Source organism: Stenotrophomonas sp. YJH_SMC_33 (genome assembly GCF_059372295.1).
Genome location: NZ_JCAFVJ010000003.1, coordinates 1 through 21,276 on the forward strand (window position 1 = coordinate 1; position 21,276 = coordinate 21,276).

Here is a 21,276-nt window from a genome sequence, read left to right on the forward strand (position 1 = left end):
ACATCCACGGCTTCTACAATCCAGCCCGGCTACACTCGGCGCTGGGCTACCACTCGCCTAACAACTACGCCCGGCAGCTCCGGGCTGCCGCCTGAAACGGCTTCATGGCGTCCGTTTTCAGGGGGCCAGATCAGACACCCCGCACTCCGACACCGCCCCACCTCTGACAGATTTCCGCGGCTGTTGGTAGGTGTCGACCTTGGTCGACACATCTGTCAGATATCGAATGAGTCATCCACGGATGGCGTGGATCCACCGTGTCGACCAAGGTCGACACCCACCAGAGCAATGCGTCGTTCCGACAGCTCGCGGAAAACTGTCGAAGGCGGGGTGGGTCCGGTTGAGGGGGCGTGAGCCGCATGGATGCGGCGACCGAGCTTACATGGACGTACTTGCAGCGTCCCCCTCAACCGGACCCACCCCGCCTACCCACGGATAGCCAGCTTCTGCCGTTGACGTTGACGTTGATTCGGCAGGTGCAGGGCTGCAAGCCCTGCCGAACACCGCGCCTCAGCCGTCGCCCTGGATGCCGCCAGGCGCCTGTGCCGGGTCGCGCCAGCGGCGCACGGTGCGCTGGAAGAACAGGTTGTTCGGCAACTGCAGCACCGTGCCCTCGTGGCCGTCGCCGGTTTCCTGCAGCGTGGTGTAGATCAGGTTCACATCGATCACCCGGCCCTTCAGGCCCGGCTTCTCGCCGTTCTCCAGCACCTCGATGTAGTCATGCAGGCGGAACGGGCGCGTGGTGAAGATCAGCAGCGTGCAGAAGATGTTGGAGAGCACGCTCCACGCCGCGAAAAAGGCCACCGCACCCACGGCGGCAAAGCCGGTGAACGCCGTCCACAGTACCGAAGGCGACGCGCCCAGCAGGCTGAGGATGTACAGCAGGGCGCTGAAATAGACCACGAAACTGGTGATCCGCCGGGCGCCCATCGCCATCTCCGGTGGCAGTGTGTAGTGCTCGGCGAAACGCCGGATGAGGCGCCGTGCCAGCACCCGCAGCAGCCACGCGGCCAGCAGGGTCAGCAGGATCTTCACGGCGATACCCACGTCATGCAGCCAGGGGTGGGTCCAGGCGGGGAGATGATCCTTCAGCGACAACATCATGGCGCGACAACAGGTGGCAATAACGGCCCTTGATGTTACCCGGCGCCTGCCGTGGATTCGACTGCCGGTGCCCAGGCCAGGCACACCAGTTCCTGGCGATGCTGCTGCAGGCAGGCGCGGCCACTGTCCGTGCGCAGCTGCAGGGACAGGCCCAATGCCTGCAGCACGACGCAGGCGGCGATCACCAGCACGGCGGCGCAGGCGGGGCTGGACATGACTGGACTCCCGGAGGTGTTTTCTCGAAGACCTTTCATGGATGCAGCCATCGTCGAAAAGGTTGCATGTCCCTGATCGCCGATCACCTCTAAACCTTTTTCCGGGCCGCCGCATCCAAGCGATATGCTCGACACCACCATGCCAGCGCTGCCTGCCGCCAACGACCCCGTCGACGAACCCGCCCTGGTGCGGGCGGCCGCTGCGGGAGACACTGCTGCCTACGAACTGCTGTACCGGCGTCACGCGCCGCGTGTATTCGCTGTGCTGTGGCGGTTGTGTGGCGGCCAGCAGGCACGTGCCGAGGATGCGCTGCAGGAGGCCTTCCTGCAGGCCTGGAAAGCGCTGCCGGGGTTCCGCTTCGAGAGCAGCCTGTCGACCTGGCTGCATCGGCTGGGCGTCAACGCCGCGCTCATGGAGCTGCGTGGCCGGGCGGGCGGGCAGGATCACGACAGTCTGGACGACGTCGACGGGGGCCTGCAGGAACTGGCGGTGCGTGACCGCTGCGCCGGCACCGAGCGCGACCTGGAGCGCGCGCTGTCGACACTGCCACCACGGGCGCGTGCGGTACTGGTGCTGCACGACATCGAAGGCTGGAAACACCAGGAAATCGCCGAGCAGCTGCAGATGGCCGTCGGCAGTTCCAAGGCACAGCTGCATCGTGCGCGCGGCCTGTTGCGCGCACGGCTGGGAGACATGACATGAGTACGCACGAACACGATTTCGATCACGACCTGCTGGCCCGGCTGCGTGCGCTGCCGAATGAGCGCGAAGTGCCCACTGATGGTTGGGCACGCCTGTCTGCCCGGCTGCCGCCGCGTGAACCACAGGCAGCACCTGCGCCAACGGGCAGCGTGGTGGCCCTGGCAACGCGTTCGCGGCGCCGCTGGTGGTTGCCGGCCGGCGCTGCCCTGGCTGCCAGCCTGGCGATCTACGCGGTGGCCCCTTGGTGGCATGCGCAGCCGGATACACCGGTGCCGTCCACGCTGCAGTTGCAGGCGGCTGCGATGACCGAGCAGTACCAGCAGGCCGTGGCCTCGCTGCCCGATGGGCGCGCGCCGGAATGGCAGCCGGCCCTGCACGAACTGGATGAAAGCGCGGCGCAGATCCGTGCCGCACTGGCGCAGGACCCGCGCGCGCCGCACCTGCTTGGCCAGCTCAAGCGCACCTATGCGCTGCGGCTGGAACTGACCCGGCAGGCGGCCTATGCCGCCGAGTCCGGCCTGACGACCTGAGGAGACCCCCATGACCCGAACCCTGATTTCCTGCTGTGTCGCACTGCTGCTGTCCCCTGCCGTGGCGCTGGCCGACACCCGCATCGACGAGCGCCACACCTTGGCTGCGGGCGGTCGCATCGAACTGAGCAACGTGGCCGGCAAGGTGACCGTGCGTGGCTGGGGCCGCAATGATGTGCAACTCACCGGCACGCTCAGCGATGGCCTGCAGCTGCGCCAGGAAAAGAGCGCCAACCGGGTGCGCTGGGAGATTGAATACCCGCGCCGCAGCAACAATGGTGGCGCGACGCTGGTGCTGAACGTGCCGCGCTCGGTGGAACTGCTGTTGAGCACGGTCAGCGCCAGCCAGGACATCAGTGGCATCGACGTGCGACGGCTGCAGGCCGACACCGTCAGCGGCAGCCTCAGCGCGGCTGGCCGCAGCGGCGACAGCAAACTCAACACGGTCAGTGGCAGTGTCAGCGCACGCCTGCAGACGCCGAAGCTGGACGTAAATACGGTCAGTGGCCGGATCGAGGCCGGCGGCGGCGTGTCCGGTGATATCGGTGCGCAGACGGTATCCGGCCGGGTTGCGGTGGAGGCCGGACGCGTGCAGCGGTTGGCGGTGGAGACCGTCTCGGGCAGCATCGATCTGGCAGCAGCCGGGTTGGCGCCCGGTGGCCGCATCAATGTCGAATCGGTCAGTGCCCCGGTCACGCTGAGCCTGCCGCGCACGGTGTCGGCACAGCTGTCGGTGAACAGCTTCAGCGGCTCGATCAACAGCGATGCCGGGCAGGTGGAGCGGCCGCGCTATGGGCCGGGCAGCCATCTCGACACGCGTCTGGGCGGCGGTGATGGAGACATCCGCATCCAGTCGCACTCGGGCAGTGTGAGGGTACGCCTGGATCGCTGAGCGCGGTCCGGCAGGCCGCGGCGGCAGCGCCGCCGCGGTCGGTGCTGGGTCAGCTGGCTTTCTTCAGCGCCCAGGTGGTGCCGAGGACTTCGATCTTGCCACCGGCCTTGCGGAACGCTGCCAGGTCCGAAGCGATCGAATCGCTGCTGACCACGGTGCTGGCGGCCGCGCCCTTGCGTTCGCTGCGGATGCTGTTGCTGGCCTTCGCGGGGGTCTTTGCCTTGCGGGGCATGGTTGCTCCTGTCAGGTGGAAGGGGAGGAAAGCGACCAGGCATCAGCCTGGCGCAGGTAGTCCTGCCGCTCGCGGCGGCAGTCATCGCCGCCCATCGAAAACTGGCGGCAGATCGCCGGGCGCTGCGAATAGATCGTGCAGCGCAGGTGATAGGGATCGATCGCCGCGCACCAGCCTTCCTCGTTGCGCGCCATCACGGCACGGCCGTGGGAGTCGCGTGACAGGAACTGGCCAGGCACGTGGTCGCCGGGCTGCAGCAGCACGGGCAGCCGACAACAGACCGCGTCACAACGGCGGCAGTCGATGGGTGCAGGTGCTGCGTCAGGTTGTAAGGCCACAGGGGCCTGGCGGGTGCCCAAAGCGGGTCTCGATGGCGGCTCAGGTGCTGCGCGGACCATGAACGAGCCAGGAAGGCATGGCCGCTAGGCCCGCAGGCGGGCCAGGCTGCACCGTGGACACACACCGGCGTGGCCAGTGGAAGGTGCAGCGGGGTTCTAGCCGACCAAGAGTAACTTAGACCGCGTAACGTTTTGTTAATCCGGGCTGGCTGCCGCCAGTGCCAGGCCCTGGACCACGCCCAGCGAGGGCTCGCCGTGGACCATGCGGGCGCCCGGGAAGGCCTCGGCCACGGCCTGGCGCAGGTAGCCGGCGCGGGACATGCCGCCGGTCAGGAACACCGCATCCGGGTCGCCGCCAATGTCGCTGCGGACCTGGGCCAGCAGTTCCCGGATCTGTTCAAGGTAGCCGTGAGCGGCAGCGGCCAGGCCGGCGGCGCTGCTGTCGGCATGCAGGTCGCGGGCAATGTAGTCCAGCGTGCTGCGGTGCTCGCTGGCGGCACTGAGGGCGATCTTCGCGCGTTCCACATCGCGGTACAGGCGGGCGGTATTGCCGGTGTCCTGCAGGGCCTGCAGGCGCGCGCGCCACGGATCGTCGACGTGATCGTATTTGTGCTGGCGGAAGTCACGCTGGCGGGTCATGTCCTGCACCGTGGCCGCTTCCACGTAGTGGTGGGCGGGCACGCGGGTGATGCCGCGGCCGAACAGCGGCATGTAGCTGGACAGGCTCAGCGCCAGGTCGATGTCGGTACCGCCGCGGGCAATACCCCACGCGCGGTGGATGCGTGGCGCAGCATCGCCGCCGACTTCGGCATGCGCGATGTCGGTGGTACCGCCACCGATGTCGACGATCACCGCCTGGTGCCGCTCGCGGCTTTCGGCGTGGTAATGCATGGCCGCCGCGGCCGGTTCCTCGAGGAAATCGATCTGGTCGAAGCCGGCCTGGGTGGCGGCCTCGCGCAGGATGTCCAGCGCCTGGTCGTTGCCGGCCGCGCCGATCGAGCTGCGGAACTGCACCGGGCGGCCGAGCAGGGCGGCACGCAGCGGCTGGCCGAGCTGGGCGCTGGCAGTCAGGCGGATGTGCTCGAGGATGTGCGCGGCGATGCCGGTGATGGTCTGCTTGGCGCGCGGGTGCAGGTTGTAGCCGAGCATCGACTTCGGGCTCTGCACCAGGTTGCCTTCGTGTTCCTCGAAATAGGCTTCCAGCGCGTCATCGCCATAGACCGCGTTCTGCAGCAGGTCGCTGGCGCTGCGTTCCTTGCCGGCGCGCGCTTCCATCCACTCCCGTCGCAGTGCGCGCAGGGCTTCGCGGCGCAGTGCCTGTGGCGTGCGTTCCTGGCCGGCGGCGCGGGCCGCGCGCGCAGCGCTGTCGATCATCTGCTGCAGCTGGTGTTCCTGCCCATCATCGAGCTGGAAGTCATCCGGGTCGGGCACCACGCCGGGGAAGTACACGCTGGTGCGGAACTGTTCGGCGTCGCCGAAGCGGATCGGCAGCAGCTTTCCCTCATGCACGATGGCGGCGGCGGAGTTGCTGGTACCGAAGTCGATGCCGAGGCGCATGGGAAGTTCCGGGGTCGATCAGGGGCCGCGCACTCTGCTGTAGTTCGCCGCCGACTGCAAGTTCCGGGGGCGTGCCGTTGTGTGTCGGGCCAGGTGCGCAGCCCGGGGCCTGCCTGGAAAAGGGGCAGGGAAGCCAGGCGGTTACAATGGCGGCTGTTGATTCACTTTGAGGTACTTGCTGATGTCTTCTGCCCCCGCCTGCCCGCAGTGCACCCTGGAAAACACCTACGCCGATGGTGCGCTCTGGATCTGCGCCGACTGCGGCTTCGAATGGACCCCCGAAGAAAGCGCGGGCTCCACCCTGGTCGTGCGTGACAGCAACGGCAATACCCTGCAGGCCGGCGACACCGTCACCGTAATCAAGGACCTGAAAGTGAAGGGCTCCTCGATCCCGCTCAAGCAGGGCACCGTGATCCGCAACATCCGCCTGGTCGAAGATGATGCCGAGCACATCGAAGGCAACTCGGACAAGATCAAGGGCCTGGTCCTGAAGACCTGCTTCCTCAAGAAGGCCTGATCGCCTTCAGCGCCTGGCCTGCTGCTGCGCGCGCCAGCGGGCCAGGCTGTCCAGCTTGGCCTGGTAGCGCGCCTGCTCCGGCGCGCCCCCCAGTTCCCGTGCACGCAGCAGTTCACGATCGGCGCGCTTGAGCTGGCCAGCCAGGAAATAGGCGCGTGCCAGCCCGAAGTGGAACTGATGCGCGGTGTCGTACAGGCGCACGGCCTGCCGGTAATGGCGGATCGCCTCGTCCAGTTGGCCGGCGCGTTCGGCCTTGGCGCCGAACATGTACTGCGCGAACGGGTCTTCGCGCTGCACCGACTTCAGCCGGCGCTCAAGTGACTGCGCCTGTGCGGTCAAGCCCAGGCTGCGGAACAGCGCAGAGGCATTGGTCAGTGCGGCATCCTGGCGGCCGTCCAGCTGCAGCGATCGGTCCAGCGCCTGCCGCGCCGCCTCGGTGTTGCCTTCGCGGTGGGCGAGTACGCCGAGGTTGTTCCACACCGGAGCGAACCCGCTGTCCTGGCCCAGGGAAGCGTCGAAGAACGCACGCGCGCCGCCGAAGTCACCGTCGGCGAGGCGCTCCGCACCCCGGTTGTTGTAGAAATGCGCCAATGCCCGCGCACGGCTGACCGGAACCGGCCCACGGCGGTCATAGAGCACGTTGCGATCCAGATCGACGGTACCGAAACGCCCGCCGACGTCGACACCGGCGTTGACGTGGCCGACGCTGTAGACCACGCCCGCGTCCTGGTCCTGGTACCAGGACACTACCTGCCCCACTTCCTGCACGCGCGCCTGGATGCCCGCCTCCCGCGCAAGCGTCACGAACAGCAGGGTGAAGGCCAGGCAGTTGGCGCGGCGGTGCTGCCAGATATCGCTGACGGTGTAGGTCGCATTGGCGTCGTACTGCAGGTCCAGCCCGTGCTGGCCGAAGATCATCTCCACGAGCGCCTGCAACCGCTGGTCGCGGGAGTAGCTGCGCTGGATCACCTGCTTCTGGAGCATCGCACGCAGGTCTGCGGGAATGGCGAACACTTCTTCCGGGGTCGGCACGCGTACCGCTGACACGGTGATGGTCGGGGTCGTCACCACATCGGCGGGCGGTGCCTGGCCTGCGCCGAAGGCAGGAGCACAGAAGGCCAGCAGCGAAAGGGTGAGGCAATGGGCGGCAGAACGGTACATGACGGTTCCCGGCAGCGGCGGGCGCTCCCGCCTGTGGCGAGTGTATTCCCATGGATGTCAGGCTGCAGCGACCGTTGGTCGGCGCCGCGGTCATCCACAACCGATGTGGACCAGCGCTCGACAAAGCTGTGGACAACTGGCTCCGGGCCCCGCCCGGCAAGCGTTGTGAGTGCGTGGTGAAAAAACCGCCAGCTTGCCCGGCGCCGGCACAGGCGGGATGATCCGGGCATGGACTTCTCACCGCTGACGCTTGCCCCGGCGCAGTGGCAGGCGCTGCAGGACAGCTATGCAACGCCGCCACGGGCCTACCACCACTTCGGCCATGTACGCGCCGTGCTGCAGCACTGCCAGGAGGTGGCCGACGGCCCTGGCTGGACCCAGCCGGCCGAGATCTATCTGGCCGTGCTCTACCACGATGCGATCTACCACGCGGGGCGCAAGGACAACGAGGCCCGTTCGGCGCAGCTGGCCCTGCAGGCGATCGCACAGGCACCGGAGCTGGCCGCAGTGGATGCCGCACGCGTCGGGCAGTTGATCCTGCTGACCGCCCGCCATGGTGAGCTGGGTCCGCAGGATGTGGATGCCGAGGCGGCGCTGTTCCTGGACTGCGACATGGCGATCCTGGCCGCGCCGGAGCCGGTGTTTGCCGCCTATGACCGTGGCGTGGCCGACGAATACAAGGGCGTGGTGCCGGGCTTCCTGTACCGCGCCGGCCGCCGTCGGTTCCTGCAGGGCCTGCTGCGGGCGCCGCGGATTTTCCTCAGTGACTTCTTCCACCAACGGCTGGATGCGGCCGCTCGGGAGAACCTGCGCCGACAGCTGGCCCGCTGAGCCAGCCCGGTACACTGGGGCCTGCTTCCACTGATCGTCGCTTCCGACCGTGTCCGTCCCTGATCCCGATCCACGCCCGCTACCACCGGAAGAACCCGGTCCCAACGAATGCTGCGGCAGCGGCTGCCCGCTGTGCGTGCTGGACCTGTACTCCGAGGAGCTGCAGCGTTACCGCAAGGCGTTGGCCGAATGGAAGACGCGGCATCCTGAGGACGCAGCATGAGCCGTGCGCGTCCGGTGGCGGTGCTGGCACTGGTGGCGCTGCTGCTGTTCGTGGCAACCGCGCTGTGGACCCAGGTTGCGCGCAGTGATCTGGACTGGGTGCGGGCGACGTTGAGCCTGTATCTGCACGGGCCGTGGGGGCTGGCGTTGCGCGCTGCCTACTGCGTGCTGGCGCTGGCCATTGCGGCACTCGGCGTTGCGCTGTATCGCGGCAGCATCGGCCCACGGCGCAGTGCGGCCGCACCGCTGTTGTTCACGGTTTCCGCCCTGGGCCTGGCGACGGTGGCGATCGGCGACAGTTGGCTGCCTGAAGCGACCCCGTTGCTGGCGCCGTTCATCCACGGGCTGGCAGCCAACACGGCGTTCCTGTGTGCCTGCGTCGGCATGCTGCTGCAGGCGTGGTACCTGCGCCGGGAACCGGGTTGGCAGCCCGCCGCTGACCTGCTCTGGGGCTGGGCATGGCTGGCCTTCGTGCTGCTGTGGCTGCACGTGCTGTGGCGCGCTGGGCCACCGCGCGGGCTCGGACAGAAAGTGGTGATCGCAGTGATCGTCGGCTGGCTTCTGTACCTGGCGACGGCCCTGTACCGTCGCAGCCGCCAGGCCGCGGCCGACTGAATCCCCAACGGCCTGCGCCGGTACGTGCCGTGCACGCGGCGGCGGCGTATCGTGTGCGCATTCCATCGGGGATGCGACATGAAGCGTGCAGGGCTGGGCAGGGCAATGGGTGTGGTATTGGCGCTGGCCACGCTGCCGGCAACGGCGGCGGTGACCCCGCAGCAGTTCAGCCATGGGCGGTTCGAGCAGATTCCGGTGCACATGCCGGCCGGCACGCCGAAACGGGTGGTGATCTGGTTCCACGAACCCACTGCCGGCGGTGACACCAGCCGCCTGCCGATCGAGGCCCTGCGTGCCGACGGCGCGCTGGTGGCGGCAGTGGACATTGCGCATCTGCGCGGTGTGCTCAAGCGCGAGGGTGACCCGACCTGTTCGTTCGGTTCCGGTGACGTCGAGAATTTCTCGCGCTGGCTGCAGGCCTCGCTGCATCTGCCCGGCTACCACCTGCCGCTGGTCGGCGGTGATGGTGAAGGTGCCGAAATGGCCTACGCGCTGGCAGCGCAGGCCGACACCCAGGTTTTCGCCGGTGTGCTGACCACCGGCTTCTGCCCGGACCACAGCCACCAGCGCATGGTCTGCGGCGATGGCGTGAAGCGCGACAGGCTGCAGCCGGCCGAACTGAATTTTCCGTGGTTGAGTGCGGCAGGTGACAACGGCTGCAGGGCGGGCCAGGCCAGCCGGTTCGTACAGCAGGTGGCCATGGCGCGTGAGTTCAAGCGCACTGCGCGCGGTGATGCATCACCGGGCCTGGTGGCGGCGGCGCGGGTGATTGGCGCGCAGGCCGGCGTCAGCCTGGCACCGCCGCCTGCTGCACTGAAGGGCCTGCCGGTGGTGGAAATGCCAGCGGCCACCAGCGGCGATACGCTGGCGGTGTTCGTCTCCGGTGACGGTGGCTGGGCGGGCCTGGACAAGAACGTGGCGTCGTCACTCAACGCGCATGGCGTGGCGGTGGTGGGCATCGACTCGCTGCGCTACTTCTGGAGCCAGCGCACACCGAAGGGCTTTGCCGGCGACCTGCAGAAGATCATCGACCACTACCGCCAGCAGTGGCACCGAGACAAGGTGATGCTGATTGGTTTCTCGCAGGGTGCCGATGTGTTGCCTGCCACCATCAACCAGCTCGATGCCGGTACCCGTGAGGGGCTGGAGCGCATCGTGCTGCTATCGGTGGGCAGGAAGGCCGACTTCGAATTCCATGTCAGCAACTGGCTGGGCGGTGGCGGCGATGGCTTGCCGATCGCCCCGGAAGTGGCCAGGCTGCCGGCAGAAAAAACGCTGTGCGTGTTCGGCGACAAGGATGAGGACGCATTGTGCCCGGACCTGCCGGCCAATGACGGGGTGAGGAAGGTGAAGCTGCCGGGTGATCACCATTTCGGGGGGGACTACGATCGCTTGGCCGAAGTGATCCTCAAGGGCGGTATGTAGCGCTTGGCAGGCGCCGACCTTGGTCGGCGCTGGGGTTGCATGTCGACCAAGGTCGACACCTACCGAGCAGCGGGTAGCGTCGAGCCATGCCCGACGCATCGCGGCTTCAGTTCCGCCGCGGATCCAGCGAGATCAGGCGCGTGGCATCCAGCAGCGCGGCCGGCAGATGCATGCCGCCGGGCGCCGCGAGATAGCGTGGCCGCCACTGCGGATCGAACTTCGACTTGAAGCGGCGCAGGCCACTGAAGCCATAGAAGCGTTCGCCATGCCGCGCCAGCAGGCCGGCCAGGCGGTTCCAGCGACCGGCCAGCCGATGCTGGGCCAGCCCGGACAACGGCGCCATGCCCAGCGAGAACCGCGCATAGCCCTGCGCGCGGCCCCACAGGAACAATTCGATGAAGAGAAAGTCCATCGTCCCCTTCGGCGCTTCGTTGACGTGGCGCATCAGGTCCACCGACAGCTCGGCACCGGCCGGTGCCTGCCACAGGTTGGCGAATGCCACGATCTGGCCCTCGGCTTCGACCAGTGCTACCGGGAAGCGCACCAGGTAATCCGGGTCGTAGCTGCCCAGCGAAAAGCCCTTCTCATCGCCGGCCTTGTCCTCCAGCCATGCGTTGGAGATCGCATGCAGACGTGGCAGCAGGCCGGGAACCTCCTCCTCCGGTGCCACGCGGAACGACAGGCCGCCGCGCCTGCCGCGGTTCCAGGCTTGGCGCAGATCGGCGCGTTCGCGGCCTTCCAGCCCGAAATCGTGCAGCGGCACGATCGCTTCCTCGCCCAGCTTGACCAGGCCCAGGCCGAGGTCGAGATAGGTCTGCCAGTAGGTCTCGCCCACCTGGTAGAACACCGGGCGCAGGCCGAGCCGGTCGGCTTCTTCGCGGAAGCGCCAGATGAGTGCACGGGCCACGTCCGGCGGGCCGACCGGATCACCCATCGCGATCAGCGAACCGCCATAGCGCTGCATCATCACGAAGCCCTGTTTCGCATCATCGCGCAGCACCGCCTTGTCGGCGGTCAGTACCAGGCAGGCCTGGGTATCGGTGGCCCCGGCCAGCACCGGTGCCAGCGACTGCAACGTGGCCTCGTCAGCGGCCGGCAGCGGGCTGCGCGTACTGTGCAGCAGGCGGGCCAGGCCGAACATCACCAGCGCGATCGCCACCACCAGCAACGCACGCAGCGCGCGCGGTGCGTTGCCGGACAACGCGAACTGCCACCACAGCTCGTTCTGGTATTCGACATGGCTGTAGGTGAAGAACAGCAGCCAGGTGACGGCGACCAGCACCAGACCCAGATTGCGCAGCCACGGCCACGACCAGGCTTCATCCAGCAGCGCGCCCTGGCGGTAGAACTCGCGGCGTGCAGCCCACAAGGCCATCGCCACCAGCACCGCCGAGACGGCGATCAATGGTTGCCCGCCGCGCAGCCACAGCGGCAACGGGGTGACAACGCACACCGCCATCGCCAGCATCCACGCGGCGTGGCTGCGCCGGGCCAGGCCCTGGCCGATCAGCAGCAGCGCGACGCCACTGAGGCTGCCGATCAGGTGTGAGGTTTCCAAAATCGGCAGCGAGGCGTTCACCAGGTGACGGCGTGGCGTCGGCAGCGTGCCGTCGATGACCAGCGCGGCGCCGATGCTGAACACCGCCAGCGCGATGATCTGCGGCAGCCACGGGCGCAGCGCGTTCCAGCCGGCACGGGTTGCCCCTGCGCTGGCCTGCAGCGGCTGACGCAGGGCCGGCGCAAGGGCGAGCAGGGTGGCCAGCACCAGCGGCAGCACGTAGTAGGTGACGCGGTAGATCAGTGCTGCCGCCAGCACCGCTGCCGGTGCCACCTGCGGCAACAGCTTCAGCAGGCTCCACTCGAACACACCCAGGCCTGCGGGCACGGTGGAGACCAGGCCGGCCAGCACTGCCACCAGGTAGAGGCCGACGAAGCCCGGCAGGCCGGTTGGCGTGGAGTCCGGCAGCAGCACGTAGAACGCGGCACTGGCCAGCACCAGCTCGACGACGCTGAGTACGGTGACACCGATCATGGTGCGGCGATCGGGCAGCCACAAGGCGTGACCGAGCACACTGAACTGCCGTCCGTCGCGGCCGACCAGCAGCACGGTGCCGAGATAGGCGAGCAGGGCAACGATGCCGACGATGCGCACGGCATCGGGATTCAATGGCAATGCCAACGCTGCCGCGGCGGGTTCCATGCATAGGGCCACGCTGATCAACAGCCATGCACCGAATACGAAACCGAGCGTGCTCATCAGCACCACCTGGCCGATCTGCGCCAGATCCAGGCCGGCGCCGCGGTAGCCGCGCAGGCGCACCGCGCCACCGGTCAACGCGGCAAAGCCCACGGTCTGGCCCAACGTGTGCGCAAGGAACGCGGTGATGCCGACGCGCGCGGGGTGCACGCGGATGCCGCTGCGACGCAGGCCGATGGCATCGAAGCCGATCAGGCAGGCGTAACTGGCCAGGCCGAGTACCACGGTGAGCGCGATCTGCGTGCCGCTGAGCTGCCGGAACGCCTGGCGGATCGCACGATAGCCGTGCTCGTCGAACTCATTGGCCAGGCCGTGCAGGGCCAGGGCGAGGATCAGCAGCGGGATGACGATGGTGGCAACCCGCTTCCAGGTTGGCGTGGAAGGGGCAGTGGTGGAATCGACGGGGGCGGTCATCGGCGCAAGGGTGCGGCAGGAGGGGCGAGGGCGGTGTCAACGCGGGCGTGGCGCATCGTGCGCCTGTCATCGTCATTTGACCAGTGGGACCGTCGGAGCCCGGTAATGACGTATCGCGGAGGGCACCCGTGCACCCACCGTCGACCGGTTTGGAGGACAATGCAGGCCTGATCAACCGCAGGAGCCACGCCCATGATGGAGCGTTACGACGTCGGACCGCGCATGTCCGAAATGACCGTATACAACAAGGTCGCCTACCTCTCCGGCCAGATTCCGGAGGACACCAGCCAGGACATCACCGGCCAGACCCGGCAGGTGCTGGCGGAGATCGACAAGCTGCTGGCGCTGGTCGCCAGTGACCGCCAGCACGTGCTGCGTGCGGAGATCTTCCTGGCCGACATGGCCGACTTCGACGGCATGAACAAGGCATGGGACGAATGGGTGGTTGAAGGCGCGACCCCGGCACGTGCCACGGTCGAGGCCAAGCTGGCCCACGCCGACTGGAAGGTCGAGATCGTGGTGACGGCGGCAGTACCGTAACGGCAGGCAAGGTCACCTCCCACCAGGGAGGGGGTAGAGTCGACTGTTGGCCGACTATCGCACGCAGCGCGCGGTTTTGCGCCGCCGGAACGAAGAGCAGTCGACTAGCAGTCGACTCTACCCCGCCGCTCCACTGCCGGTTGGTCCGGTGGCTACGCTGGCACCAGCTCGATGCAGTCCACCGGGCATGGCGGGATGCACAGCTCGCAGCCGGTGCACAGGTCGGCGATGACCGTGTGCATGTACTTGGCGCCACCGACGATGGCATCCACCGGGCAGGCCTGGATGCATTTGGTACAGCCGATGCAGTCGGCTTCGACGATCACTGCCACCTGCGGTGCCTTGTGCTCGCCGCGCGAACGATCGAACGGAATCGCCGGTACGCCCAGCACCTGCGCCAGCGCACGCGCACCGGCATCTCCGCCCGGCGGGCAGCGGTCCACGCCCGCGTCGCCGCGCGCCATGGCCTGAGCATACGGGCGGCAGCCGTCGTAGCCGCATTGCCCGCATTGGGTCTGCGGCAGCAGGCGGTCGAGGCGTTCGGTCAGGGGCGGAATCAGGCTCATGCGTGGCGAAGGCTGCGCGTCAAGTTCACTTCAAGGGTCTCCCACGGAACCAGCGCTCGTGGGCCAGCGCCAGCATCGGCCTGTCTTCGGCACTGTCACCGTAGGCATGGATGCGCACGTAGCGCGACAGATCGAACCGGCGTCGAATGTGCTCGGCCTTGCGCGGGCCGCAGTCGCCGCCGACGTAACGGCCGGTCAGGCGTCCGTCCCGGCTCTCCAACCGGTTGCAGATCAGCTGCAGGCCCAGCTGCTCGCACCATGGCTGCAGGTACAGGTCCAGCGAACCGGACACGATCACCACGGTGTGCTGCTGTTCCTTGTGCCAGCGGATCTGCTCCAGCATTTCCGGGCGTACCACGTCGGGCAGGAACTCACGCGAGAAGCCGGCCGCCAGCGTGGCGATGTCATCGCTGTGGCGGTCACTGAAGGTCAAACGGGTGACGCGTGCGCGGATGCGTTCGGCCGAGATCAGTTTCAGCCTGTACGCAGCCAGCCACGGGCCGACCTTCCACCACGCCTGCGCCAGCTGTTCGGCGGTGGCCACGCGGCGCAGGAAGCGGCCATAGGTATCGCAGGTGGTCACGGTGTGGTCGAAGTCGAACAGCGCCAGTTCCATTCCGTTGCCTCCCATCGCGTGCCCCGTGGCCGGTGCTGCCGGCGGGCGCGGCGGTGGCCGCGCCCGCTGCAGGCATCAGCGCACCGGCATGCCCGGCTGCGCGCCGCTGTCGGCGTCCAGCAGCGCCAGCGCGCCACCGTCGAAACCGGCCGACAGGATCATGCCTTCGCTCAGGCCGAAGCGCATCTTGCGCGGGGCCAGGTTGGCGATGAACACCACGTTGCGGCCCACCAGCTGCTCCGGCTCGCCGTAGCTGCCACGAATGCCGGAGAAGATCTGGCGCTTGCCCAGCTCGCCGGCGTCCAGTTCGAAGCGCAGCAGCTTGTCCGAGCCTTCCACGAACTCGCACACCAGCACCTTGCCGATACGCAGGTCGAGCTTGGCGAAATCGTCGATGCCGATGTAGGCCGGCGCGTCGGCGCTCTTTGCTTCGTCCTTGGCCGGGGCCGGGGCCGGGGCGGCCGGCTTGGCAGAGGGGGCAGCGGCAGCGGCCGGCTGCAGGGTGTCCTTGGAGGCGTCGATCATGGCGTCAATCTTCTTCGGGTCGATACGGGTGAACAGCGGGGTGTAGTCGGCGATGCGGTGATCCAGCAGCGGCTGCGCCAGCTCGGTCCAGTCGTTCACCGGCGCGGCCAGGAAGGCCTCGGCCTGCGCGGCGGTGGCCGGCAGCACCGGCTTCAGTGCGGTGACGAGCACGCGGAACAGGTTCAGGCCCTGGCTGCACACGGCCTGCAGCTGCGCGTCGGCGCCTTCCTGCTTGGCGATGACCCATGGCTTGACGTCGTCGATGTAGCGGTTGGCTTCGTCGGCCAGGGCCATGGTCAGGCGGATCGCCGCAGCCGGGTCGTTGCGCTCGTAGGCTTCACGGATCGGTGCCAGGCCGTCGACGAAGCGCTGGTACTGCGCGGCATCAGGCAGCTGCGCGGCCAGCTGGCCGTCGAAGCGCTTGCTGATGAAGCCGGCGCAGCGGCTGGCCAGGTTGACGAACTTGCCCACCAGGTCGGCGTTGACGCGGGCGATGAAGTCACCCAGGTTCAGGTCGAGATCGTCGACGCCACCGCTGGACTTGGCGGCGTAGTAGTAGCGCAGTGCCTCCGGTTCCAGGCCCGCGTCGAGGAAGGTACGGGCCATCACGAAGGTGCCGCGCGACTTGCTCATCTTGGCGCCGTCCACGGTCAGGTAGCCGTTCACGTGCAGGCGCGTCGGCGCACGATGGCCGGTGCCATGCAGCACGGCCGGCCAGAACAGGCCGTGGAAATTGACGATGTCCTTGCCGATGAAATGGTGCAGCTCGGTGGCGGTGCCGGCGCGCAGGTGCGCGTCGAAGTCCTCGCCGATCCTGCCGCACAGGGTCTGGAAGCTGGACAGGTAGCCGATCGGCGCGTCCAGCCAGACGTAGAAGTACTTGCCCGGCTGGCCGGGAATCTGGAAGCCGAAGTACGGCGCATCGCGCGAGATGTCCCACGCGCGCAGGCCACCCTCGGCATTGAGCCACTCGCCCAGCTTGGCCTTCACCCCCGGCAGGGCGACGTCGCCGGCCAGCCATTCGCGCAGGAACGCATCGAAGTGGCTTACCTCGAAGAAGAAGTGTTCCGAATCGCGCATTTCCGGCGTGGCACCGGAGATGACCGAACGCGGCTCCTTCAGGTCGGTCGGCGCATAGGTGGCGCCGCACACTTCGCAGTTGTCGCCGTACTGGTCGGGGCTGCCGCAGTTCGGGCAGATGCCCTTGACGTAGCGATCGGGCAGGAACATGCCCTTGGCCGGGTCGTAGAACTGCGCCACCGAACGGCGGCTGATGTGGCCGGCTGCCTCCAGCTTCAGGTAGAACTGCTCGGTCAGCGCCTTGTTGGCCGCCGAGTTGGTGGAGTCGTAGTGGTCGAAGGCCACGCCGAAGGCGGCGAAGTCACGTTCGTGACTGGCCTGGATGTTGGCAATGAAGGTTTCCGGGGTGACCCCGGCCTTTTCCGCGGCCAGCATGATCGGCGTGCCGTGGGTGTCGTCGGCGCACACGAACCAGGCCCTGCCGCCGCTCATTCGCCGCGCACGCACCCAGATGTCGGCCTGGATGTAGCCGACCAGGTGGCCCAGGTGCAGCGGGCCGTTGGCGTAGGGCAGGGCGGTGGTGACGAGCGCGGTACGGGTCATGGTCGCGGGGTGAAGCCGAGGGGAACCGCAGAGTATCGCATGCCCGCAACGAGGTGACCCGGCCGGGGCCGGGTCACGGGGTTCAAGCGGGGGCCAAGGCGCTTATTCGCGCTGCCAGGTCTGCGCGCGGCAGATGAAGGCGATGCAGCCGGACACGTCCAGCCGGGTGCCGCCGGGCTGCAGTTCCATCTTCGACTTGTAGGTCTTGCCATTGGCCGGATCGAGGATGGTGCCGCCGGACCACTTGTTGGCGCCGTCGGCCTTCAGGTTCCAGAGGATGGTCATGCCCTTCACCGGCTTGTTCCTGTTGGCGCCTTCACAGCCGTCACAGACCGGGTTCGGGCCCTTGTCCGAGTGCAGGATGTCGACCACCTTGCCGGTCAGCGTGCCGTTGGCGGCCTGGGTGATCTCGACGATCGACTTCACCTTGCCGGTCTTGTCGTCGATGGTCTTCCAGCGGCCTGCGGCGCCATCGGCGGCCTGCGCCGAGAGCGCGGCCAGGCACAGCGGCAGTGCCAGCAGCAGGGTCTTGAAGGTCTTGCGCATGGTCCCCTCCCAGGGTTCATTCCGGCACGGTGCCGGCATGGGTCGACTGTATACCCATTCGGCGGGGTATGGGGAAGGGGGGCTTTGCAGGGCTGCGCCCTGCACCCGCAGAGGCAACGGCAACAGCCGAAGCAAGCGCAACAGCGAGCTATCCGTGGGATGGCGGGGCGGTGTGGGTGGGCAGGACACGCCGTAAACCCATCCATGGGGGCTCGATGGCGCCATCCATGGCGCCAACGGTCCTGCCCATCCACACCGCCCCACCTCTGACAGATTCCTGCGATCTGCCGGAATGGAACGGCCTGCTCTTGGTGGGTGTCGACCTTGGTCGACACGTAGATCCATGCCATGCATGGATGAATCACGATTGAAAACGCTCAATCGACTTCGTACAGCTCCAGCGGCAGGCCATCCGGATCGGCGAAGAAGGTGAAGCGGCGGCCGGTGTACTCGTCCACGCGGACCGGTTCGCAGGCGACGCCATGCGCGGCCAGGCGCTGGATGAAGGGTTCCAGTACAGCCACCCGGAACGCGAGGTGGCGCAGGCCCTGGGCTTCGGGGCGGCTGGGGCGCGGTGGTGGTGAGGGGAAGGAGAACAGCTCCAGCTGGCCGCCGTCGGGCAGGGCCAGGTCCAGTTTCCAGGAATCGCGCGCAGCGCGGTGGTTCTCGGCCAGCACGCGCAGGCCGAGGATGCGCACGTAGAAGTCCTTCGAGCGTGCGTAGTCGCTGCAGATCAGTGCGGCGTGGTGGATGCCCAGCAGGGCGTCGGAACCGGTGTTCATTGCAGAGTGTCCAGCCAGCGCTGGGCGATCTTCTGCGCCAGCGGGTACGGTTCGGGATCGTTGCGGTTGGTCAGCACGATCACGGTCAGGTGCTTTTCCGGGTGGCGCACGATCACGTTGCGGAAGCCGATGCTCTCGCCGCTGTGCCATTGCACCGGGCCGTTCAGGCGCCAGCCAAAACCGTAATGCGGCACGTCCGGTTCCGATGTGGCCGTGGCCGGGCTGAACATCGCGCGGCGCGAAGCCTTCGACAGCAGCCGGTCGTCATACAGCGCGGCGTCCCAGCGGGCGAGATCGTCCAGCGAGGAATAGATGCCGCCATCGCCGAGCACGGCGCTGGTGGTGCTCTGGTCGGTGCGCTGCCAGCGGCCGTCGATCCGGCTGTAGCCATAGGCGCGCGCGGCGACCGTGTCCACGCCGTCCTGGTGGGCCACGGTATGCGCCATGCCAAGCGGGCGGAAGATGCGTTGCTGCAGGAAGGTGGCGAAATCCTGGCCGGACGCGCGGCCGACGATCAGGGCCAGCAGCGCGTAGCCGCTGTTGCTGTAGCGGTACTGCGTGCCGGGTGCGAAATTCAGGCGGTCCTCGCGCGACAGCAGGGTCAGCACGTCGGCGTCATGCACCTGCCGCGTGTCAGCCGGGTCCATCAGGTCTTCGTAATCGAGCAGGCCGCTGGTGTGCGAGAGCAGTTGGCGGATCGTGATGGCCGCTGCAGCCGGCGGCAGTTCGGGCAGCCACTGTCGTGCAGGCTGATTCAACCCCAGCCGTCCATCCTCCACCAGCAGCAGCACCGCCGCAGCGGTGAACTGCTTGCTGACCGAGGCCAGCCGGAAGTTGCTGGCGGCAGTGACCGCAGTACCGTCCTCCACCACTGCCAGGCCGTAGCCACGGCGGAACACCGGCTGCCCGTCATGCAGCACCAGCACGGCGGCGCCGGGCACCCGGCCATCGTAGGCCTGCATCAGGCCGTCGATGCCCGCATCCGGTGGGGTCAGCACCGGCGCGGCGGAGCCCGCCACTGGCAGCAGGCCCAGCACGACGGCGAACAGGGCGACGGCAGGGCGCATGGCGGCTCCGGAGGGGTCAGGGTGAAGGGGCTGGTGTGGCGCTGGCGGGCTGCGCCATCCAGCGTTCCATCTTGCGGCCCAGCACGTCCAGCGGCATGGAGCCGTCCTTCAGCAGTTCGGCGTGGAAACGGCGCAGGTCAAAGGCGGCGCCCTGGCGTTCCTTGGCCTTGTCGCGCAGAGCGACGATGGTGGTCAGGCCCGCCACGTTGGACAGCGCCTGGCCGGGCTGGGCCATGATCCGCTCGACTTCGGCGTTGGCGTCGTCGCTGCTCATGTCCACGGTCTTCTGCAGGTAGGTGACGGCCTGCTGCTTGCTCCAGCCCTGTGCGTTCACGCCGGTGTCGGCCACCACGCGGGCGGCGCGCAGCAGGCGCGAATACAGGTAGCCGATGCGGTCGTAGGGATCGGTGTAGATGCCCAGGTTCTCACCCAGCGTTTCGGCATACAGGCCCCAGCCTTCGACGAAGGCGAGATCGCCACCGAGGCGGCGGAAGCGTGGCAGCTTGGCCAGTTCCTGCTGCAGGCCCAGCTGCACGTGGTGGCCGGGAATCGCTTCATGCAGGTACTGCACCGGCACGTTCCAGCGCTTGCGGGTGGGCAGGTCGCGGGTGTTCACGTACAACACGGCCGGTTGTCCGGCCGCGGACGGCTGATAGGCCGCTGCCGCGGCGGTGAGCGCACGCTCCGGTTCCACCGCACGGACGTCCAGTGCGGACTTTGGCAGCGTATCGAGCACCTGCGGCAGGCGTGCGTTGACCTGCTGCTGCACCTGGCGGTAACGGTTGATCAATGCGTTGGCGTCACCGTACTGGAACTGGCGGTCGTTGCGCATGCTGCGCAGCAGCTTGGTCGGCGTGCCGCGCAGCTTGGCATCCTTCATCACGGTGGCAATCTGCGCCTGCAGCTCCTGCACGCGTTGCTCGCCCAGCGCGTGCAGTTGCGCGGCGTTCTGGTCGCTGGCGGTGGTCTGCACGATCAGGCTGGCGTACCAGGCCTGGCCATCGGGCAGCGCGCCCAGGCCGCTGCTGGTGCGCGTGGCCGGCAGGTATTCGGTGGCGATGAAGCCGCGCAGGGCGCGGTAGGCCGGCATGATGCGCAGCTCGATCATGCGCTTGTACTCGGCGCTGATGCGCGCCTTGTCCTCCGCCCCGATGGTGTTGGGCATGGTGCGGATCGGCGACCAGAAGATGCTCTCTTCGGCAGTCGGCTTGATCACCGCATCCAGCTGCGGCAGCACCTTCTCCATCAGGTCGCGGGGCTGCACCACGCCGGCCCTCATGCCCTGGCGCATGTTGTCGATGGCCTGGTCGAACAGCTCGGGAATGCCCAGCGAGCGGCGCGACCAGGTGTCGTAGTCCTGCACGGTGTTGAACGGCTGCGCGCCGGCACCTGAGCCGAGGATCGCCATGATGCTGCCGATGTTGTAGTACTGGCTGATCGGCATCATCCAGCTCGGGTAACGCTCGGCAGCCAGCGAGGCGCGCGCGTCGCGCACGAAGATCTCGTAGCTGAGCAGGTCCTGGCCCTGCAGGCCGTCGCTGCCGAGTTTTTCGACCTTGCCCAGCCACTGCGTGGTGAAGTCGTGCGACTGCTGGCGCCAGGCGGCGGACAGGATGTTGGGCAGCTGGTCGTTGTAGCGGGCCTCGCCCTGGAAGGTTGCCTGCAGCGGATTCAACCGCATCGAGGCATCCCAGTATTCGTCGTACAGGCGCTCCAGCTGCACCTGCTTGGGCACGGCCCGGGCCGCTGCGACCGGACGCGGCGCGGCGCGGCGCGCCGAACTGCCACGGGCCGGCGCGGTGGCGCGGGCGGGCCGGGCCTTGGGCTTGGCGGCCTGGCGGGTCTGCGCGGCGGCAGGGCGGCTGGCCTTCTTCTTCGCTGCTTCGGCCGACGGCACGGCGCTGAACAGGAACAACGCGGCGATGGCGACGGCCAGGGCGCGGGTGGGATGCGGCATCAGGAGCTTCCGTGGAACACAGACCGTGGAGCTTGCACGAT

23 protein-coding genes are annotated in these 21,276 nt (G+C 67.8%); 9 read left to right on the plus strand and 14 right to left on the minus strand.

The genetic code is table 11. From position 1 onward, the window contains the following. Nucleotides 1-510: 510 nt before the first annotated feature. The gene (locus AC5P9W_RS06675; RefSeq protein WP_019662140.1) at nucleotides 511-1,104 is read right to left on the minus strand and encodes a mechanosensitive ion channel domain-containing protein; all 594 of its coding nucleotides are present in this window, start codon (nucleotides 1,102-1,104) and stop codon (nucleotides 511-513) included. A gap of 35 nt (nucleotides 1,105-1,139) precedes the next feature. Further along, nucleotides 1,140-1,319, minus strand: coding sequence for a hypothetical protein (locus tag AC5P9W_RS06680; protein ID WP_019662139.1), 180 nt, complete (start codon nucleotides 1,317-1,319; stop codon nucleotides 1,140-1,142). Between the two features lie 124 nt (nucleotides 1,320-1,443). Here AC5P9W_RS06680 and AC5P9W_RS06685 point away from each other — a divergent pair, with 124 nt between their 5' ends. From AC5P9W_RS06685 to AC5P9W_RS06695, 3 genes are read left to right on the plus strand one after another with little or no spacing between them, the layout of a single operon-like run. Next, nucleotides 1,444-2,022: an RNA polymerase sigma factor gene (locus tag AC5P9W_RS06685; protein WP_019662138.1), complete on the plus strand. Its 579-nt coding sequence runs from the start codon at nucleotides 1,444-1,446 to the stop codon at nucleotides 2,020-2,022. Then, nucleotides 2,019-2,552 (plus strand): hypothetical protein, encoded by a 534-nt coding sequence (locus tag AC5P9W_RS06690; protein WP_111098031.1) that lies wholly within the window; start codon nucleotides 2,019-2,021, stop codon nucleotides 2,550-2,552. The genes AC5P9W_RS06685 and AC5P9W_RS06690 overlap by 4 nt, the downstream gene beginning before the upstream one ends. Nucleotides 2,553-2,562: 10 nt before the next feature. Continuing rightward, a complete protein-coding gene (locus AC5P9W_RS06695) occupies nucleotides 2,563-3,444 on the plus strand; it encodes a DUF4097 family beta strand repeat-containing protein (RefSeq protein WP_197575678.1) in 882 nt (293 codons plus the stop codon). Between the two features lie 49 nt (nucleotides 3,445-3,493). Here AC5P9W_RS06695 and AC5P9W_RS06700 read toward each other — a convergent pair whose 3' ends face one another. The 3 genes from AC5P9W_RS06700 to AC5P9W_RS06710 all read right to left on the minus strand — a co-directional run bounded on the left by AC5P9W_RS06700 (nucleotide 3,494) and on the right by AC5P9W_RS06710 (nucleotide 5,571). Further along, the gene (locus tag AC5P9W_RS06700) at nucleotides 3,494-3,676 is read right to left on the minus strand and encodes a hypothetical protein (RefSeq protein WP_005410566.1); all 183 of its coding nucleotides are present in this window, start codon (nucleotides 3,674-3,676) and stop codon (nucleotides 3,494-3,496) included. A gap of 11 nt (nucleotides 3,677-3,687) precedes the next feature. Continuing rightward, the gene (locus tag AC5P9W_RS06705) at nucleotides 3,688-3,981 is read right to left on the minus strand and encodes a YkgJ family cysteine cluster protein (RefSeq protein WP_080112561.1); all 294 of its coding nucleotides are present in this window, start codon (nucleotides 3,979-3,981) and stop codon (nucleotides 3,688-3,690) included. A 228-nt stretch (nucleotides 3,982-4,209) separates the two neighbouring features. Beyond that, nucleotides 4,210-5,571: an Hsp70 family protein gene (locus tag AC5P9W_RS06710; RefSeq protein WP_019662134.1), complete on the minus strand. Its 1,362-nt coding sequence runs from the start codon at nucleotides 5,569-5,571 to the stop codon at nucleotides 4,210-4,212. Between the two features lie 181 nt (nucleotides 5,572-5,752). Here AC5P9W_RS06710 and AC5P9W_RS06715 point away from each other — a divergent pair, with 181 nt between their 5' ends. Further along, nucleotides 5,753-6,088, plus strand: a complete 336-nt coding sequence (locus tag AC5P9W_RS06715) for a zinc ribbon domain-containing protein YjdM (RefSeq protein ID WP_021204683.1) — start codon at nucleotides 5,753-5,755, stop codon at nucleotides 6,086-6,088. A gap of 6 nt (nucleotides 6,089-6,094) precedes the next feature. On the opposite strand, the gene AC5P9W_RS06720 is transcribed toward AC5P9W_RS06715, so the two are convergent. Then, a complete protein-coding gene (locus AC5P9W_RS06720; protein ID WP_111104622.1) occupies nucleotides 6,095-7,249 on the minus strand; it encodes a transglutaminase-like domain-containing protein in 1,155 nt (384 codons plus the stop codon). A gap of 228 nt (nucleotides 7,250-7,477) precedes the next feature. On the opposite strand from AC5P9W_RS06720, the gene AC5P9W_RS06725 reads away from it, so the two are divergent. From AC5P9W_RS06725 to AC5P9W_RS06740, 4 genes are all read left to right on the plus strand, one after another. Beyond that, nucleotides 7,478-8,080, plus strand: coding sequence for an HD domain-containing protein (locus tag AC5P9W_RS06725; RefSeq protein WP_021204685.1), 603 nt, complete (start codon nucleotides 7,478-7,480; stop codon nucleotides 8,078-8,080). Between the two features lie 49 nt (nucleotides 8,081-8,129). Continuing rightward, a complete protein-coding gene (locus tag AC5P9W_RS06730) occupies nucleotides 8,130-8,303 on the plus strand; it encodes an oxidoreductase-like domain-containing protein (RefSeq protein WP_080241960.1) in 174 nt (57 codons plus the stop codon). Continuing rightward, nucleotides 8,300-8,917 (plus strand): DUF998 domain-containing protein, encoded by a 618-nt coding sequence (locus tag AC5P9W_RS06735; protein WP_111098028.1) that lies wholly within the window; start codon nucleotides 8,300-8,302, stop codon nucleotides 8,915-8,917. Before AC5P9W_RS06730 ends, AC5P9W_RS06735 begins: the two co-directional genes overlap by 4 nt. A 78-nt stretch (nucleotides 8,918-8,995) precedes the next feature. Further along, entirely contained in the window at nucleotides 8,996-10,342 is a 1,347-nt protein-coding gene (locus AC5P9W_RS06740; protein WP_275942782.1) for a virulence factor family protein, read from the plus strand. Nucleotides 10,343-10,448: 106 nt separating this feature from the next. Here AC5P9W_RS06740 and mprF read toward each other — a convergent pair whose 3' ends face one another. Next, nucleotides 10,449-13,013 carry a bifunctional lysylphosphatidylglycerol flippase/synthetase MprF gene (gene mprF / locus AC5P9W_RS06745; protein WP_021204688.1) on the minus strand — a complete coding sequence of 855 codons (2,565 nt, stop codon included), beginning with the start codon at nucleotides 13,011-13,013 and terminating at the stop codon, nucleotides 10,449-10,451. A 192-nt stretch (nucleotides 13,014-13,205) separates the two neighbouring features. On the opposite strand from mprF, the gene AC5P9W_RS06750 reads away from it, so the two are divergent. After that, the gene (locus AC5P9W_RS06750; RefSeq protein ID WP_019662128.1) at nucleotides 13,206-13,553 is read left to right on the plus strand and encodes a RidA family protein; all 348 of its coding nucleotides are present in this window, start codon (nucleotides 13,206-13,208) and stop codon (nucleotides 13,551-13,553) included. 152 nt (nucleotides 13,554-13,705) lie between these two features. Here the strand turns inward: AC5P9W_RS06750 and rnfB are convergent, their stop codons facing one another. The 7 genes from rnfB to AC5P9W_RS06785 form a co-directional block, all read right to left on the minus strand. Further along, entirely contained in the window at nucleotides 13,706-14,119 is a 414-nt protein-coding gene (gene rnfB, locus AC5P9W_RS06755; RefSeq protein WP_111098026.1) for an Rnf electron transport complex subunit RnfB, read from the minus strand. A 25-nt stretch (nucleotides 14,120-14,144) separates the two neighbouring features. Beyond that, the gene (locus tag AC5P9W_RS06760) at nucleotides 14,145-14,735 is read right to left on the minus strand and encodes an HAD family hydrolase (RefSeq protein WP_346483946.1); all 591 of its coding nucleotides are present in this window, start codon (nucleotides 14,733-14,735) and stop codon (nucleotides 14,145-14,147) included. Between the two features lie 75 nt (nucleotides 14,736-14,810). Further along, entirely contained in the window at nucleotides 14,811-16,883 is a 2,073-nt protein-coding gene (gene metG / locus AC5P9W_RS06765; protein WP_495218991.1) for a methionine--tRNA ligase, read from the minus strand. A gap of 102 nt (nucleotides 16,884-16,985) precedes the next feature. Continuing rightward, nucleotides 16,986-17,429: a DUF2147 domain-containing protein gene (locus tag AC5P9W_RS06770; RefSeq protein ID WP_005410552.1), complete on the minus strand. Its 444-nt coding sequence runs from the start codon at nucleotides 17,427-17,429 to the stop codon at nucleotides 16,986-16,988. Between the two features lie 377 nt (nucleotides 17,430-17,806). Continuing rightward, entirely contained in the window at nucleotides 17,807-18,211 is a 405-nt protein-coding gene (gene gloA2, locus AC5P9W_RS06775; protein ID WP_227852895.1) for an SMU1112c/YaeR family gloxylase I-like metalloprotein, read from the minus strand. Further along, complete coding sequence (locus tag AC5P9W_RS06780) at nucleotides 18,208-19,278, minus strand: serine hydrolase domain-containing protein (protein ID WP_021204316.1); 1,071 nt, start codon at nucleotides 19,276-19,278, stop codon at nucleotides 18,208-18,210. Before AC5P9W_RS06780 ends, gloA2 begins: the two co-directional genes overlap by 4 nt. A gap of 16 nt (nucleotides 19,279-19,294) precedes the next feature. Beyond that, a complete protein-coding gene (locus tag AC5P9W_RS06785) occupies nucleotides 19,295-21,235 on the minus strand; it encodes a DUF885 domain-containing protein (protein ID WP_346483945.1) in 1,941 nt (646 codons plus the stop codon). Nucleotides 21,236-21,276: the final 41 nt, after the last annotated feature.

Coding starts and splice junctions, on each gene's coding strand:
- AC5P9W_RS06675 (WP_019662140.1), bottom strand. CDS start 1,104: ATGATGTTGTCGCTGAAGGATCATCTCCCCGCCTGGACCCACCCCTGG.
- AC5P9W_RS06680 (WP_019662139.1), bottom strand. CDS start 1,319: ATGTCCAGCCCCGCCTGCGCCGCCGTGCTGGTGATCGCCGCCTGCGTC.
- AC5P9W_RS06685 (WP_019662138.1), top strand. CDS start 1,444: ATGCTCGACACCACCATGCCAGCGCTGCCTGCCGCCAACGACCCCGTC.
- AC5P9W_RS06690 (WP_111098031.1), top strand. CDS start 2,019: ATGAGTACGCACGAACACGATTTCGATCACGACCTGCTGGCCCGGCTG.
- AC5P9W_RS06695 (WP_197575678.1), top strand. CDS start 2,563: ATGACCCGAACCCTGATTTCCTGCTGTGTCGCACTGCTGCTGTCCCCT.
- AC5P9W_RS06700 (WP_005410566.1), bottom strand. CDS start 3,676: ATGCCCCGCAAGGCAAAGACCCCCGCGAAGGCCAGCAACAGCATCCGC.
- AC5P9W_RS06710 (WP_019662134.1), bottom strand. CDS start 5,571: ATGCGCCTCGGCATCGACTTCGGTACCAGCAACTCCGCCGCCGCCATC.
- AC5P9W_RS06715 (WP_021204683.1), top strand. CDS start 5,753: ATGTCTTCTGCCCCCGCCTGCCCGCAGTGCACCCTGGAAAACACCTAC.
- AC5P9W_RS06720 (WP_111104622.1), bottom strand. CDS start 7,249: ATGTACCGTTCTGCCGCCCATTGCCTCACCCTTTCGCTGCTGGCCTTC.
- AC5P9W_RS06725 (WP_021204685.1), top strand. CDS start 7,478: ATGGACTTCTCACCGCTGACGCTTGCCCCGGCGCAGTGGCAGGCGCTG.
- AC5P9W_RS06735 (WP_111098028.1), top strand. CDS start 8,300: ATGAGCCGTGCGCGTCCGGTGGCGGTGCTGGCACTGGTGGCGCTGCTG.
- AC5P9W_RS06740 (WP_275942782.1), top strand. CDS start 8,996: ATGAAGCGTGCAGGGCTGGGCAGGGCAATGGGTGTGGTATTGGCGCTG.
- mprF (WP_021204688.1), bottom strand. CDS start 13,013: ATGACCGCCCCCGTCGATTCCACCACTGCCCCTTCCACGCCAACCTGG.
- AC5P9W_RS06750 (WP_019662128.1), top strand. CDS start 13,206: ATGATGGAGCGTTACGACGTCGGACCGCGCATGTCCGAAATGACCGTA.
- rnfB (WP_111098026.1), bottom strand. CDS start 14,119: ATGAGCCTGATTCCGCCCCTGACCGAACGCCTCGACCGCCTGCTGCCG.
- AC5P9W_RS06760 (WP_346483946.1), bottom strand. CDS start 14,735: ATGGAACTGGCGCTGTTCGACTTCGACCACACCGTGACCACCTGCGAT.
- metG (WP_495218991.1), bottom strand. CDS start 16,883: ATGACCCGTACCGCGCTCGTCACCACCGCCCTGCCCTACGCCAACGGC.
- AC5P9W_RS06770 (WP_005410552.1), bottom strand. CDS start 17,429: ATGCGCAAGACCTTCAAGACCCTGCTGCTGGCACTGCCGCTGTGCCTG.
- gloA2 (WP_227852895.1), bottom strand. CDS start 18,211: ATGAACACCGGTTCCGACGCCCTGCTGGGCATCCACCACGCCGCACTG.
- AC5P9W_RS06780 (WP_021204316.1), bottom strand. CDS start 19,278: ATGCGCCCTGCCGTCGCCCTGTTCGCCGTCGTGCTGGGCCTGCTGCCA.
- AC5P9W_RS06785 (WP_346483945.1), bottom strand. CDS start 21,235: ATGCCGCATCCCACCCGCGCCCTGGCCGTCGCCATCGCCGCGTTGTTC.